This is a genomic window from Microbacterium paraoxydans, assembly GCF_019056515.1.
Lineage (GTDB): Bacteria > Actinomycetota > Actinomycetes > Actinomycetales > Microbacteriaceae > Microbacterium.
The window spans coordinates 918,547-932,819 of sequence record NZ_CP064873.1 but is presented as its reverse complement, the minus strand read 5'-3'; the positions used below and the strand labels follow the sequence as shown (position 1 = coordinate 932,819).

General features: G+C 71.8%; 9 protein-coding genes. 3 read left to right on the top strand and 6 right to left on the bottom strand.

Annotation, left to right across the window (positions count from 1 at the left end; all coding sequences use genetic code 11):
• Positions 1–9: 9 nt before the first annotated feature.
• Together IZR02_RS04400 and IZR02_RS04395 are read right to left on the bottom strand one after the other, a co-directional pair.
• A complete protein-coding gene (locus tag IZR02_RS04400; RefSeq protein ID WP_062766289.1) occupies positions 10–3,279 on the bottom strand; it encodes a family 20 glycosylhydrolase in 3,270 nt (1,089 codons plus the stop codon).
• On the bottom strand, positions 3,270–4,487 hold the full coding sequence (locus IZR02_RS04395) for an alanine racemase (RefSeq protein ID WP_082758484.1): 1,218 nt from the start codon (positions 4,485–4,487) through the stop codon (positions 3,270–3,272). Before IZR02_RS04395 ends, IZR02_RS04400 begins: the two co-directional genes overlap by 10 nt.
• 25 nt (positions 4,488–4,512) lie before the next feature.
• On the opposite strand from IZR02_RS04395, the gene IZR02_RS04390 reads away from it, so the two are divergent.
• Positions 4,513–4,917 carry a RidA family protein gene (locus tag IZR02_RS04390; protein WP_025103791.1) on the top strand — a complete coding sequence of 135 codons (405 nt, stop codon included), beginning with the start codon at positions 4,513–4,515 and terminating at the stop codon, positions 4,915–4,917.
• Between the two features lie 115 nt (positions 4,918–5,032).
• Positions 5,033–6,520 carry a L,D-transpeptidase family protein gene (locus IZR02_RS04385; protein ID WP_231729407.1) on the top strand — a complete coding sequence of 496 codons (1,488 nt, stop codon included), beginning with the start codon at positions 5,033–5,035 and terminating at the stop codon, positions 6,518–6,520.
• Between the two features lie 85 nt (positions 6,521–6,605).
• Here the strand turns inward: IZR02_RS04385 and IZR02_RS04380 are convergent, their stop codons facing one another.
• Positions 6,606–8,825, bottom strand: coding sequence for an NADP-dependent isocitrate dehydrogenase (locus IZR02_RS04380; protein ID WP_025103789.1), 2,220 nt, complete (start codon positions 8,823–8,825; stop codon positions 6,606–6,608).
• Positions 8,826–8,978: 153 nt separating this feature from the next.
• Between IZR02_RS04380 and IZR02_RS04375 the strand changes: the two genes are divergently transcribed.
• A complete protein-coding gene (locus IZR02_RS04375; protein WP_025103788.1) occupies positions 8,979–9,437 on the top strand; it encodes a GNAT family N-acetyltransferase in 459 nt (152 codons plus the stop codon).
• Between the two features lie 85 nt (positions 9,438–9,522).
• On the opposite strand, the gene IZR02_RS04370 is transcribed toward IZR02_RS04375, so the two are convergent.
• From IZR02_RS04370 to IZR02_RS04360, 3 genes are all read right to left on the bottom strand, one after another.
• Positions 9,523–10,344, bottom strand: a complete 822-nt coding sequence (locus tag IZR02_RS04370; RefSeq protein WP_062766286.1) for a hypothetical protein — start codon at positions 10,342–10,344, stop codon at positions 9,523–9,525.
• Positions 10,345–10,451: 107 nt separating this feature from the next.
• Positions 10,452–12,263, bottom strand: a complete 1,812-nt coding sequence (locus IZR02_RS04365; protein WP_062766283.1) for an ABC transporter ATP-binding protein — start codon at positions 12,261–12,263, stop codon at positions 10,452–10,454.
• A complete protein-coding gene (locus IZR02_RS04360; protein ID WP_062766280.1) occupies positions 12,260–14,206 on the bottom strand; it encodes an ABC transporter ATP-binding protein in 1,947 nt (648 codons plus the stop codon). The genes IZR02_RS04365 and IZR02_RS04360 overlap by 4 nt, the downstream gene beginning before the upstream one ends.
• Between the last annotated feature and the right edge of the window lie 67 nt (positions 14,207–14,273).

The window sequence follows — 14,273 nt, the reverse complement described above, 5'->3', positions numbered from 1 at the left end:
AACGTGACATCACGCCGACCGCGGATCCTCGTCAGCGGCCCGGCGGAGGAGGCGCTCGACGAGGCCGGCGACGATCGCCTCCCGCGTCTCCACCGTCATGGGCTTGCCGGGGACCCCCGGGCGCCGCTGCTCGGGCGACGGGCCGTCCAGCGGACGATACCGCACCGCCGCCGCGGCGAGGCGCCGCAAGTGCGTGGGCAGCCGCCGCGCGAAGTCGGCGAACGGGGCGGGCTCTCCCCCGTCCCAGAGCCGCTCCGCGATCGCGGCGAGACGCGGGAACATCGCGAAGTCGACCCGGTCCCTGCTCGGCAGGTGCTCCGTCCACACGTTCGCCTGCCCGCCGACCGCCCCCTCGACGACCTGGAAGGAGTACGCGCGCTCGATGGTCAGCGGCGGACCGACGCGGATGGGCTCCTCGGTCGATTCCGACTGCGGGTAGTCGAGGTAGACCTCCAGATCCGGACACCCCACGACCGGGATCCCCCGGCGCAGCGCCTCGCGCATCGCGACCGGTCCGCGCCAGGCGAGGATGCGGACGCCGTCGGGCACGTCGCCCTCCAGCACCTCGTCCCAGGCCAGCGCGGTCCGACCGCGGCGGCGGACGTGGTCGACGAACTGCGCCGTGAACCACGGCTGCACGTCGTGCGCCGTGGCCAGCCCCAGCTCCTGCATGCGCGCGGCGGCGGCCGCGCTCTCCGCCCACTCGGTCACCGGGACCTCGTCCCCGCCGATCCCGATCCACGGGGACGGGAACACGTCGCACAGCGCGTCGATGGCGGCACGGCCGAAGGCCAGCGCCTCCGGGGTGGGCGCGAGGGTGCGGGCGTTCACGCCGAAGCGCTCCCACGGCCCGGTGGGCGGCGTCCCGACGTCGAGGTTGCCGAGCTCCGGATAGGCGGCGAGCGCGGCCTGGATGTGTCCCGGCAGCTCGACCTCGGGCACGAGCGTCACGAAGCGCTCCTCCGCGTACCGCACGAGGTCGCGCAGCTCGGCGGAGGTGTAAAAGCCCTCGTGCACGCCGGGCTCGACCGTGGCCTCCGGTCCGTGACCGCGTTGGGTGGCCTCGCGCCGCGCGCCGACCTCGGTCAGGCGCGGGTAGCCGGGCACCTCGAAGCGCCAGCCCTGATCGTCCGTCAGGTGCAGGTGCAGGATGCTGAGGTGGTGGTCGGCGAGCAGGTCGATGAGGCGACGCACGTCCTCCGCAGGGCGGAAGTGCCGCGCCACGTCGAGCATCGCTCCGCGCCAGGCGGAGGCGGGAGCGCCCTCCCAGCGCCCGGCCGGGATGATCGCGGGGAGGGCGCGGTCGTGATCCGGGTCGCGGAGCTGCCGGAGCGTGGTCGCGCCGCGGAAGACCCCCTCCGGCGTCGCCCCCGCGATCTCGATCCCGGAGGCCGTCACGGTCACCCGGAAGGCCTCGGCACCGTGGCGCCCCGAGGCGGAGGCCGCGGCGCCCAGCTCCTCGTCGATCACGAGGCGGATCGCGGGCAGGGTGTCGTCCGCTCCCCCGCCGCCGAGCCGTGCGACCGCGGCCGCCAGCTCCGGCGCGCCGAGGATCGGAGTCGAGGGCGTCCACCGGAAACCAGGCGCCAGGGAGTCGATCTCTGCGGGGATGTGCGGCACCGTCGCCCGCGGCGCGGACGGAGGCATCCGCAGCGCACGGCCGGCGACGGCACCCGTGGGGTCGCCGTCGATGACGACCGGCACACCGCCGACGAGCACCTCATGCACGCCCTGCGGCGCGCCGTGCGGGTCGTCGAAGGTGGCTCCGGCTGCGATCGTCTCCGGGTCGAAGAGCACCAGGTCGGCGGTGGCGCCCTCGCGGATCACGCCGCGCGGTGCGTCGCTGCGGTCGAGGCGGAGGCGGGCGGCCGGGTTGCCGGAGAGATGACGCACCGCTTCCTCGAGGCTCAGCACCCCCAGCTCCCTGACGTAGTGCCCGAGGTAACGGGGGAACGTGCCACGGCCGCGCGGGTGCGGGCGCGCGCCGATGAGGATGCCGTCGCTGCCGCCGGAGTGCCGGGGGTGCCGCATGATGGCGCGGACGTTGTCCTCGTCGCCGATGTGCATGAGCACACCCGTGGCGCCGGCATCGGCGAGGATCGTGTCGATCACGACATCGACGGCGCGCTGCCCGGTCTCCGCCGCGATGTCGGCGATCGTCCGGCCGACGAGCCCGGCCAGATCGGGGTGGGCGGTCCCGGAGATCTGGATCGCCGACCAGTCCGCCGCCTCGCCGTGGAACCCGTCGCAGCCGATCTCCTCCAGCTCGACCCGGACCGCCTCGCGCCCCTCTGCGTCGAGGGCTGCCAGGACGCCGAGCAGGTCGCCGGTCGCCGCCAGCCGGCTCGGCAGGAGCGCGGCGAGGGTCGTCGCCCCCGGGAGATAGGGGTAGGTGTCCAGGGTCACGTCGACGCCGTCGGCCGTCGCCGCGTCGACGAGCGCCAGCAGCTCGGCGGCGCGACCGCGGTTCGGGGCGAAGTTCATGGTCGCGTGGGTGAGATGGACCGGGCACCCGGTGCGGCGGCCGATCTCGATGGCCTCGCGGTACGCGTCCAGCGCCGCCCGCCCGTAGCTGCGGGTGTGCGGCGCCCAGTAGCCGCCGCGCTCCGCCACCACCCGGCAGAGGGCTTCGAGCTCCGCGGTGTCGGCGTACATCCCCGGGGTGTAGGTCAGGCCACTCGACATGCCGAAGGCCCCCGCGTCGAGGGCCTGCCCGAGCAGGTCGGCCATGGCCGCGATCTCGGCAGGGGTCGCCCGGCGGTCGTCGTGTCCGACCACCATCATCCGGAGGTTGCCCTGCGGCACCAGCACCGCGGCGTTGGCCACCGCGGCAGCGTCGATCGCCCGCAGGAGGTCGTCCATCGACCGCCACGGGACCACTGACGGCCGCCCGTTCCAGCCTGCGATCTGCGCGGGGATGACGGCGGCTGTCGCCTCGTCCAGCGGCGCGTAGCCCAGGCCGTCCTGCCCGAGCACCTCGGTCGTGACCCCCTGACGGATCTTGGCGTCGTGCGCGGCCCCCTGGAGCACCGCGAGATCGCTGTGCGCGTGCATGTCGATGAAACCGGGCGCCAGGACGAGGCCGGACGCGTCGACCTCGACCGCGCCGTCCGGCAGCTCGAGCGTCGTCCCGTCGCCGTCGCGGACGACGGCGACGACCCTGGCCCCCTCCACCGCAACGTCCGCGACGACGCGCGGAGCACCGGTACCGTCGACGACGGTCGCCCGACGATAGACGCGCACCAGGCCGGCCGCGGCCTTCTCGGCGCTCAGAAGCATGTCGCCACCGCGTCGATCACCCGGGGGTCCTCGGCGTCGGGGTCGTCGATCACGGCGACGACGCGCCACTTGTCGAACGCGGTGCACGGATGCGAGAGACCCAGCCGCACGACCTCGCCGACCGCGACGGTCGCCCCGTCGGCGGGTCGGAGGAAGGCGTGCTGGTCGTTCAGGGCGGTCACGGCGCCGGCGACCGACTGCGGCACCGGGAGGTCGATGTCGAACGGCACGTCTCGCCGCCCGGCGTCGAGCAGGGCGAGGCCGGGCTCGGGCTGCGAGACCACCCGTGACCACGCGTGCATCGCAGAGCGCAGCGGGGCGGTGTCCGTCAGCGGACCGAACGGCGACATGCGGGAGTAGAAGCCGTCGTCGTGGATCTGGAACGCACCGGAGCGCAGCACGACCTCGGCGTCCCCTCCCGCAGCGCCGAGGACCGCGGCGGCGCGATCGGGGAAGGAGCTGCCCCCCGCGCTGAGCACGGGGCGGACGCCGTCGGGGTAGTCGAGACGGTTGTGCAGCTCGACGAGCGTGGCCAGGAAGCCGTCCACCGCGGCGACCGAGGCCGCGGAGCGATCGGGACCGAAGGGCCCCTCGTAGCCCGTCACCCCGGCCAGGCGGAGACCAGGGGCGGCCGCGATCGCCGCGGCGATGCGCTCACCCTCCGCCACCGTGCGCGCGCCCGTCCTGCCCTGCGCGCCGCCGAGCTCCACGAGCACGTCCAGCGGTCGGGGGGCGCCGGCGAGGGCGTCGGCGAGGATCGCGACACCGGCGAGGGAATCCGCGCCGCAGAGGATCCGCAGGCCCTCGTCGGCCGCGAGCATCGCTCCGAGCTCCCGGGCCGCGGCGCCGTCCGTCACCCCGTTGGCGATGAGCACCGTGGGCACACCGGCGTCGACGGCGACGCGGGCCTGCCAGGGTGTGGCGACCGAGATCCCCCAGGCTCCCGCGTCGAGCAGCCGCTGCCAGAGCGCGGGCGCCATGGTGGTCTTGCCGTGGGGGGCGAGGCGGACGCCCTCGCGCGCGGCCCAGCCGAACACCGTGTCCTCGTTGTGCGCGATCGCGTCGGCGTGCACCGTGAGCACCGGGGTGCCGAGGTCCGACAGGTGCAGACCGGCCGCGCCGACCTCCGACAGACGCAGCCCCGCGGCGTGCGCCGGGAACCCCTTCGCCCAGGCGCCGAGGACGGGATCCGGAATTTGTAGAGGCATCTAACAAGGCTACTAGGCTGGCGGCATGACCGCGAAGACACGAGTTTCCACCGACGCCGCCCCCGCTCCCGCGCACACCTTCTCGCAGGGCGTCCGCAAGGGCCCGATCGTCCAGGTCTCCGGCCAGGGCCCCGTCGACCCGCAGACCAACGAGTACCTGTACCCGGGCGACGTCGCGGCGCAGACCACCCGCACGCTCGAGAACGTCAAGGCCATCGTGGAGGCCTCCGGCGCCACGTTCGACGATGTCGTGATGCTGCGCGTGTACCTCACCAAGCGCGAGGACTTCCCGATCATGAACGAGGCCTACGGCGCGTTCGTCGAGGCCCACACGACCAGCGGCGTGCTGCCCTCCCGCACCACCGTCTTCACCGGACTTCCCCGCGAGGAGATGCTCGTCGAGATCGACGGACTCGCCGTCGTCGACTGACCCCCGACACCCCTGGCGAACGGGGAGGCACCTTATCAGGACCGTTGCCTCCCCGTTACCAGCCATCCCGTACCATGGACGCCAGGACACGTCGAGACTGCGGGGGGTGTAGTTCGTGACCGATCTGATTTCCACGCCGGGCACTGCGACGGGGGCACAGCCCGACGATGCGACACCGACGAGCGTCCTGACGCCGGAGGCGGCGACCGACACGGCCCCGCCGCAGACCGGCGAGCAGCCTCTGGCCTGGGCTCCCGTCGAGCCCGCCCCGAAGAAGCGCCGCCTCGGCCTGTGGATCGGTCTCGGCCTCGGCGTGGTCGCGCTCGGCGCCGGCGCCGCCTCGATGATCCTCATCGCCCCCGGCACCACCGTCGCGGGCATCCCGGTCGGCTGGATGACCCCCGGGGCCGCCGCCGACGCGATCAGCTCCCGCCTCGCGCAGACCGAGGTGACCCTCACGGGCGAGGGCGACGACGCCGTGCTCACGGGCGCCGACCTGGGCGCCACCGCCGATGCCACCGCGCTCGCCGACGCCGCGTTCGCCGCACACCCGATGTGGAACCTCGGCGCGTGGATGGGCGACCCCGTGCCGGCCGACATCGTGCTCGACCAGGAGACCGCCGCCGCGGCGCTCCGCAGCGCCGTCCCCGGCAGCTTCGTCGACCCGGTCGACGCCGGAGTGGTCTTCGACGCCGCGAAGGGCACCTACGCCGTCACGCCGTCCACGCCCGGGACGGGCATCGACGTGACCGCACTGAACGCGGCCTTCGTCGAGGCCGTGGGCGACGGCCGCACGACGTTCGAGTACCCCGGTGGTCCGGCCGAGGCCGCGCCCGCCGTGTCCGACGACGACGCCACGGCGACCGCGACCACGCTCAACACCATGCTCTCGACCATCGGCTTCTACGTCGGCGAGGAGCGGACCGTCCCGGTCTCCCCCGAGGTCGCGGCCTCCTGGCTGACCGTGGTCGACGACGACGGCCAGCTCCGCATCGAGGCCGACCCCGAGGCGATCCAGGCCACGGTGGACACGCTGCCCGCCGCGGTGGACCGCGCCCCCGTCAACGCGACCAACATCGTGGACTCCGCGGGGAACGTGCTGCGCGCCGAGAAGGAGGGCGCCACCGGACGCGCCCTCGGCGACACCGCGGACATCGCCGACGACTTCGCGACGCAACTCGCCGCGGGAGACGGCGTCTTCGCCCTCTCCGTGACGGAGACCCCCTTCGAGACGACGAACCTGTTCCGCCGCGCCGAGATCAACCTCAGCACGCAGCGCGCCTACCTGTTCGAGAACGACAAGGTCGTGCAGTCCTGGGCGGTGTCGACCGGTCTTCCCGGAACGCCCACGCCGACCGGCAACTTCAAGGTGTTCGCGCACACCGCCATCCAGGACATGGGCTGCTACGAGGGCGCGCCGTACTGCACCGAGGACGTGCCCTGGATCACGTGGTTCGCCCCGAACATCGGCTTCCACGGCACCTACTGGCACAACAACTTCGGCAACCGGATGAGCCACGGCTGCGTGAACCTGCCGATCGACCTCGCCAAGTACGTCTACGACTGGTCCCCCGTGGGCCTCGAGGTCTCCGTCTACAACTGATCCGGAGCCCTGCACCGGGCGAACCCGGCTGGGGAAGACAGCAGAAGGGGGCGGATGCCGCAGCATCCGCCCCCTTCTCGTCGTCTCAGCGCAGGGCGTCGACGATCTCGTTGAGCGTCGTGGACGGGCGCATGACCGCCTCGACGAGCTTCTCGTCCGGACGGTAGTAGCCGCCGATCTCCACCGGGGAGCCCTGCACCGCGTTCAGCTCGGAGACGATCGTCTCCTCGTTCGCGGCGAGCTTCTCGGCGATGGGCGCGAAGGCGGCGGCGAGCTCCGGGTCCTTCGTCTGCTTGGCCAGCTCCTGCGCCCAGTACAGGCCGAGGTAGAAGTGGCTTCCGCGGTTGTCGATCGTGCCGAGAGCGCGGCCGGGCGAGCGGTCCTCCTCGAGGAAGGTACCGGTCGCGGCGTCGAGCGTCTCCGCGAGCACGCGGGCCTTCTCGTTGCCCGTGCGGTCGGCGAAGTGCTCGAGGGAGGCGGCCAGCGCGAAGAACTCGCCCAGCGAGTCCCAGCGCAGGTAGTTCTCCTCGACCAGCTGCTGCACGTGCTTCGGAGCCGAGCCGCCGGCGCCCGTCTCGAACAGTCCGCCGCCGGCGAGCAGCGGCACGATGGAGAGCATCTTGGCGCTCGTGCCGACCTCGAGGATCGGGAACAGGTCGGTGAGGTAGTCGCGCAGCACGTTGCCGGTCACCGAGATGGTGTCCAGACCGTGACGCATGCGGGCGAGCGTGTACCGCGTCGCCTCCTCCGGCGCGAGGATCGTGATCGTCAGGCCCTTGGTGTCGAGCGTGGCGAGACCCTGGTGCACCTTCGCGATGATCTGCGCGTCGTGCGAGCGGTTCGCGTCGAGCCAGAACACCGCCGGGGCACCCGTCGCGCGGGCGCGGCCGACCGCGAGCTTGACCCAGTCCATGACCGGGATGTGCTTGGTCTGCGTCGCACGCCAGATGTCGCCCTTGCCGACCTCGTGCTCGATGAGGACGGTGCCCTCGCTGTCGAGCACCTGGACGATGCCGTCCGCCGCGATCTCGAACGTCTTGTCGTGGCTGCCGTACTCCTCGGCCGCCTGCGCCATGAGACCCACGTTCGGCACGGTGCCGATGGTGGCGGGGTCGAGCGGGCCGTTCGCGATCACATCGTCGATCACGGCCTGGTAGACGCTCGCGTAGGAGGAGTCGGGGATGACCGCGATCGTGTCGGCCTCCTCGCCGTCCTTGCCCCAGAGCTTCCCGCCGTTGCGGACGAGGGCGGGCATGGACGCGTCGACGATGACATCGCTCGGCACGTGCAGGTTCGTGATCCCCTTGTCGGAGTTCACGTACGAGAGGCGCGGCCCCTCGGCGATGGCCTTGTCGAACGCCGCGGCGATCTCCTCGCCACCCGCGACGGTGGCCAGGCCGGCGAGGATCGAGCCGAGGCCGTCGTTCGCGCTGAGCCCGGCCTCGGCGAGCTGGGTGCCGTACTGGTCGAAGACGTCCTTGAAGAACGCCTTCACGACGTGACCGAAGATGATCGGGTCGCTGACCTTCATCATCGTGGCCTTGAGGTGCACCGAGTAGAGCACGTCGTCGGCCTTGGCCTCCGCGAGGGTGTCGGCGAGGAACGCGTCCAGCTCCTTCGCGGACAGGAACGTCGCGTCGATGATCTCGCGCGGGAGGACCTTGAGCCCCTCCTTGAGGACCGTGACGGTGCCGTCCTTCGCGGTGTGGCGGAAGGAGAGGACGTCGTCGTGAGCGGCGACCCACGAGCGCTCGTTGTGCTTGAAGTCGTCGTGGCCCAGGGTGGCGACGCGGGTCTTGGAGCCCTCCGCGAACGGCTTGTTGCGGTGCGGGTGCTTCTTGGCATAGTTCTTCACCGCCAGCGGCGCCCGGCGGTCGCTGTTGCCCTCGCGCAGCACCGGGTTCACGGCGGAGCCCTTGATGCGGTCGTAGCGGGCGCGGATGTCCTTCTCCTCCAGCGACGAGGGCTCGTCCGGGAAGTCGGGGATGTCGTACCCCTGCTGCTGCAGCTCCGCGATGGCCGCCTTGAGCTGCGGGATCGACGCCGAGATGTTCGGCAGCTTGATGATGTTGGCCTCGGGGAGGGTGGCGAGGCCGCCCAGCTCGGCCAGCGCGTCGCCGACCTGCTGCTCGGGGGTGAGCTTCTGCGGGAAGGCGGCGAGGATGCGGCCGGCCAGAGAGATGTCCCGCGTCTCGAACTCGATGCCCGCCTGGCCCGTGTAGGCCTGGACGATCGGCAGGAACGAGGCGGTGGCCAGTGCCGGTGCCTCGTCGGTGTAGGTGTAGATGATGGCGTCGTCGGTCACCGGGAGGTTCTCCGTTCACGAGGTCTATTTGTCTCGATACCAAGATACCTGAGCGGGGTCGGCCCCGAAGCGGCGGCCCCGAGGGAGGCGCCCGGTCCGTGAAAAGTCCTCCCGAGTGATGAATGCGGTGACCGGAGGGGCTAGCCTGGGGACATGTCCGAACTGCGCATGGTCGAACTCTCCGCCGCGACGATCGTCGCCGTGAACAACCTGTCGCTCAAGCCCGGACAGGAGCAGTTCCTCGCCCCCGTCTCGTACGGCATCGCGGCCACCGTCATCAACCCGCAGACCTCCTGGCAGCGGGTGATCCTGGACCGCAACGAGGTCGTGGGCTTCGTGAGCGCCAACTTCGACGACGAGGCCCCGGAGGAGCACTTCCGCTCCGTGCTGTGGCGCATCAACGTCGACGCGGACGACCAGGGTCGCGGCGTCGGCCGCTTCGCCGTGGAGAGTCTCATCGACGAAGCACGCAACCGCGGCGTCGACCACGTCAACGTCATCTACGAAGCCGGCGAGGACGGCCCGGAGGCGTTCTTCCGGCGCGTTGGCTTCACCCCCGTCGGGGAGACGGCCTACGGCGAGGTCATCGCCGAGATCCGGGTCCCCTCCTGAGACCGGCGGCGGGGTCTCGAATCCCCTCCCCCATCGAGACTCCGTCGCCCTCGGATTCCGCCGGGCGGCGCGACCTCGATCCCTCTCAGCGCTGACCGCTGTCGCCGGGAGGCGTGCCCTTCCCCCGGCGGCTGTTCCACGCGGCGAGCGCAGACGCGGCAGCTCCGGCCGCCCGGTCGATGGCCTCCGCAGACCGGTGCAGCATGTCCTGCGCAGCGTCCTGCCAGGCCGGAGTCGGCGGCGCCTCCCCCGTCTGCACCTTCGCGGCGTGCTCGGCGGCCTCGAACGCCCGCTCCAGCTCGGCGACGGCGTCGCGGTAGGCCGCGTACTCGGCGGCGGTCACGCGGCCCGTCGTCTGCCGACGCGCCTCGACCGCCGCGCCGGCGGCCCGGAGGTAGGCGGCCGTCTCCGGGCGCTTCACGTCCGTCATCTCGGGATAGGTGATCTGCAGCGCGGGGTCGGTCTCGTATCGCATCCACCGCGCCGTCACTGCCTCGTGCTCCGCATACAGCCGCTCCAGCGGCCGCGGGGCGGAGCCGGCGGGGATCGCGGCGCGAGCCGCGTTCAGCCGGACTCGTCGGGCGCGGACGTCGGCCGCCGCCGCCCTGGCATCGCGTTCACGCTCCTTGAGCATGCGCCGGGCGCCGGCCACCTGCTCGGCGCTCGCGCGCTGCGCGGCCCGCTCGGCGGAGACCCTCGCGAGGTCGGCTCGTGCCACCTTCAGCGCCGTCCGTCGGACCACCGCGCGCTGCTGGGCCTCACGGAGGTCGTGCCGGGCGGCGTCGTACTCCAGACGGCGGCCGCTGCGGGTGTTGCGATGACGCACCCCGATAGCCCCCGCGGTCACCCCGGCGGCGGCGGTCGGCGCGAGCCACCACCACTCCGCGACGAGGAGGAAGGGGTCCATCCTTCGATGCTACCGACCGCGGCGCGCCCGCGCCCGGACGCAGCGGCCCCGGCATCCGTGCGGATGCCGGGGCCTCAGTCGCGTCAGCGCGTCAGCGCGTCAGCGCGTCAGACGAGCGTCTCCTGCCAGGCCGCGTGCAACTGGGCGAACTTCCCGGTGCCGCCGATCAGGGCGGCCGGGGTGTCGTCCTCGATGATGCGGCCGTGCTCCATCACGAGCACACGGTCCGCGATCGCCACCGTCGACAGCCGGTGCGCGATGATGATCGCCGTCCGGTCGGCCAGCAGCGTCTGCAACGCGTCCTGGATCAGCCGCTCGGACGGGATGTCCAGCGAGGCCGTCGCCTCGTCGAGGATCAGCACCGCCGGGTCGGCGAGGAAGGCGCGGGCGAACGAGATGAGCTGGCGCTGCCCCGCCGAGACACGACCGCCGCGCTTGTTCACGTCGGTGTCGTACCCGTCCGGCAGCGCCGAGATGAACGCGTCGGCGCCCACCGCCCGTGCCGCCTCGCGGATCTCGTCCAGCGTCGCGTCCGGGCGCCCGAGCGCGATGTTGTCGGCGACGGTCCCGCTGAACAGGTACGCCTCCTGCGTGACCATGACGATCGCCCGGCGGAGATCCTTCGGGTGCAGCGACCGCAGATCGACGCCGTCGAGCGTCACCGTCCCCGCGGACGGGTCGTAGAACCGCGAGATGAGCTTGGCCAGCGTGGACTTGCCCGCCCCCGTCGTCCCGACCAGCGCGATGGTCTGCCCGGCCGGGATGTCGAGCGAGAAGTTCGGCAGGATCGTCTTGTCCTCGTTGTACGCGAACGTGACCTCGCCGAAGCGGATGTGCCCGCGGGACTCCCAGAGGTCGACCGGCTTCTCGGGGTCCGGCACCGTCGGGACCTCCTCCAGGACGCCCGACACCTTCTCCAGCGCCGCGGTGGCGGACTGATAGGAGTTGAGGAACATCGCGATCTCCTGCATCGGAGCGAAGAAGTTGCGCACGTAGAGCACGGCGGACAGCAGCACGCCGACCGTCAGCGCTCCCTCCGAGACCCGGATGCCGCCCCACAGCACGACGACCCCGAGCACGAGCGCCGCGACGCCCATGAGGCCCGGCTCGAACGTGCCGAACAGCAGCATCGAGCGACGGTTCACGTCCCGGTACTCGCCGGCCACGCCCTGGAAGGCCTCGTCGTTGCGCGGCTCCTTCCGGAAGGCTTTGACCGCGCGGATGCCCGTCATGGTCTCCACGAACTGGACGATCACCTTCGCGCTGATCACCCGGGACTCGCGGTACACGAGCTGCGAGCGCGAGTAGAACCAGCGCATGAGGAAGAACAGCGGCACGCCGCCGATCGCGAGGATGAGACCGGACTGCCAGTCCCACACGCACAGCGCGATGAAGGTGAAGACTCCGAAGAGCACGCCGGAGACGAGCTCGTTCAGGCCGCCGTCGAGGAGCTCCTTGATGGAGTCCAGGTCGCTCGTCTGGCGCGAGATGATCCGCCCCGAGGTGTACGACTCGTGGAACTCCAGGCTCAGGCGCTGGGTGTGCAGGAAGATGCGCTTGCGCAGGTCCAGCAGGACGGCCTGGGTCAGCTTCGCCGCGATGATGACGTACCAGGCGATGAGCACGGCGGCGAGAGCACCCGCGAGCAGGTAGATCCCGCCGACGACGAACGTCGGCATCCAGTCGGCGTCGTCGAGCACCGCGGGGAGCGCCCGGTCGAGGCCGATGCTGATGAGGATCGGCCCCGCCACCTGCAGCGCCGTCGAGATGACGAGCACGGTCGCGGCGAGCACGATCTGCGGCTTGAGCGGACGCACGAGCGAGCCGAGCAGCCGCAGCGAGCGGCGGCGGATCGCCCTGCTCTCCTCCGTGGTGAGGCGGGAGCGGTCCTCGTCCTGGGTTCCGGTGAGGGAGCTCATCGCTGCACCTCCTCTCCTGCGAATCGGGGGGCGCCTCCCGGCGCCTCGTCATCGGCCTCCTCGCGGATGCCGTCCTTCACGGTCTCGTGGATCTCGGCCTGCTCGTCGCGGATGATCGGGATGGCCCCGGTGCGGGCGGCCTCCTCGGCTTCCAGACTGGAGATGACGTGCCGGTAGTGCCGGCTCGTCCGGAGCAGCTCGGCGTGCGTGCCGACGGCGGTGATCCGGCCGTCCTCGAGCAGCGCCACGCGATCGGCGAGGGCCACGGTGGACGGACGATGCGCGACGATCATCGCGGTGGTGTCGGCGAGCACGTGCCGCAGCGCCTCCTCGACGAGCGCCTCGGTGTCGACGTCCAGCGCCGACAGCGGGTCGTCGAGGACGAGCACGCGGGGGTTGGCGGCCACGGCGCGGGCCAGGGCGAGCCGCTGGCGCTGTCCGCCGGACAGGCTCAGTCCCTCCTCGCCGATCACCGTCTCGACACCCTCGGGGAGCGTGTCGACGAAGGAAGCCTGCGCCACGTCGAGCGCCTCGCGCAGGACGCGCTCGGCTTCGGGGCTGTGCACGTCGAGGTCGGCGCGTCCGAGCAGGACGTTCTCACGGACCGACGCCGAGAAGAGCGTCGCGTCCTCGAACGCCATCGCGATGTGCTCCCGGAGCTCGGCGAGCGTCAGGTCGCGCACGTCGACGCCGTCGAGAGTGACCCGGCCTCCCGTCACGTCGTACAACCGCGTCGGCAGCGTCGTCAGCGTCGTCTTGCCGCTGCCGGTGAGGCCCACGAGCGCCATGGTCTCGCCCGGCCGCAGCACGAGGTCGATGCCGTCGAGCAGGTCCCGCTCGTCGGCGGCCGCGTCCTGGTACCGGAAGTGCGCGTTCTCGAACGCGAGCTCCCCGCGCGGGTTCTTGATGTGCACCGGGTTCTCCGGATCGGTGATGGTGTTCGTCTCCGAGAAGATGTCGAAGACGCGGTCCGTCGCCGTGCGCGCGTCGAGCATGAACGAGAACAGGAAGCCGATCGACTCGATCGGCCAGCGCAGCACGACGGCCATCGCGAAGAAGGCGAAGAGCTCCGCCGACGTGATCGCGTCCTGCGAGATGAGCCAGATGCCCGACATGAGGCTGAGGCCGAAGGCGATCTGCGGCATGAGGTCGAGCCAGAACCAGATCGAGGCGATGGCCCCGGCCTTGCTCATCTCGGTCTCGCGCAGCGTCTCGGCCTGACGGCTGAAGCGGCGGAGGGCGTGCGTGCCGCGGCCGAACGCCTTGAGCACGCGGATGCCGTGCACGCTCTCCTCGACGCTGGTGGCGAGATCGCCCGCCTGGTCCTGGCTGCGGCGGGTGAGTGCGCCGTAGCGCTTCTCGAAGAGGTAGCCGCGGATCCACAGCGGGACCGCCGTCACGAGGAAGATCGTGCCCAGCAGCCAGTGCCAGCGGAACAGCAGCACCGAGCCGATGAGGATCGTCAGCACGTTCACGACGAGGAGCACGAGGCCGAAGGCGAGCCACCGGCGGATGAGGCCGATGTCCTGCATCATGCGGCTCAGCAGCTGCCCGGACTGCCACCGGTCGTGGAACGCGACGGGAAGCGTCTGCAGGCGCGCGTAGAGCTCGGTGCGCATGCGGTACTCCACCTGCGTGGCGGGGAAGAGCACGAACTGCCGGCGGAGCCACACCATGAGCGCCTCGCCGAGGCCGAGGGCGAACACGGCGAGCGCTCCCCAGATGATCGCGTCGAGCGCTCCGGACTGCACCGGCCCGCCGATGATCTGCTCGAGCACGATGGGGATCATCAGGGCGATGAGCGCGGCCGCGAGCGCGCTGGCGGCACCGCCGGCGAGGCGCCAGATGACGGGCTTCACGAACGGCTTGAGCCGCCACAGCGCGGCGGGCGTGGAGAGGGAGGACGAGGGGGACGGGTTCTGCGCGGAAGACGAGGAAGACATGTCTCTCAGAGGAGTCGAAGGGGAGAAGAGCGGGGAACGGATGCGAGAGCGGGCTCACGGAGCCCGG

Coding starts and splice junctions, on each gene's coding strand:
- IZR02_RS04390 (WP_025103791.1), top strand. CDS start 4,513: ATGACCGCGAAGACACGAGTTTCCACCGACGCCGCCCCCGCTCCCGCG.
- IZR02_RS04360 (WP_062766280.1), bottom strand. CDS start 14,206: ATGTCTTCCTCGTCTTCCGCGCAGAACCCGTCCCCCTCGTCCTCCCTC.
- IZR02_RS04395 (WP_082758484.1), bottom strand. CDS start 4,487: ATGCCTCTACAAATTCCGGATCCCGTCCTCGGCGCCTGGGCGAAGGGG.
- IZR02_RS04365 (WP_062766283.1), bottom strand. CDS start 12,263: ATGAGCTCCCTCACCGGAACCCAGGACGAGGACCGCTCCCGCCTCACC.
- IZR02_RS04370 (WP_062766286.1), bottom strand. CDS start 10,344: ATGGACCCCTTCCTCCTCGTCGCGGAGTGGTGGTGGCTCGCGCCGACC.
- IZR02_RS04400 (WP_062766289.1), bottom strand. CDS start 3,279: ATGCTTCTGAGCGCCGAGAAGGCCGCGGCCGGCCTGGTGCGCGTCTAT.
- IZR02_RS04375 (WP_025103788.1), top strand. CDS start 8,979: ATGTCCGAACTGCGCATGGTCGAACTCTCCGCCGCGACGATCGTCGCC.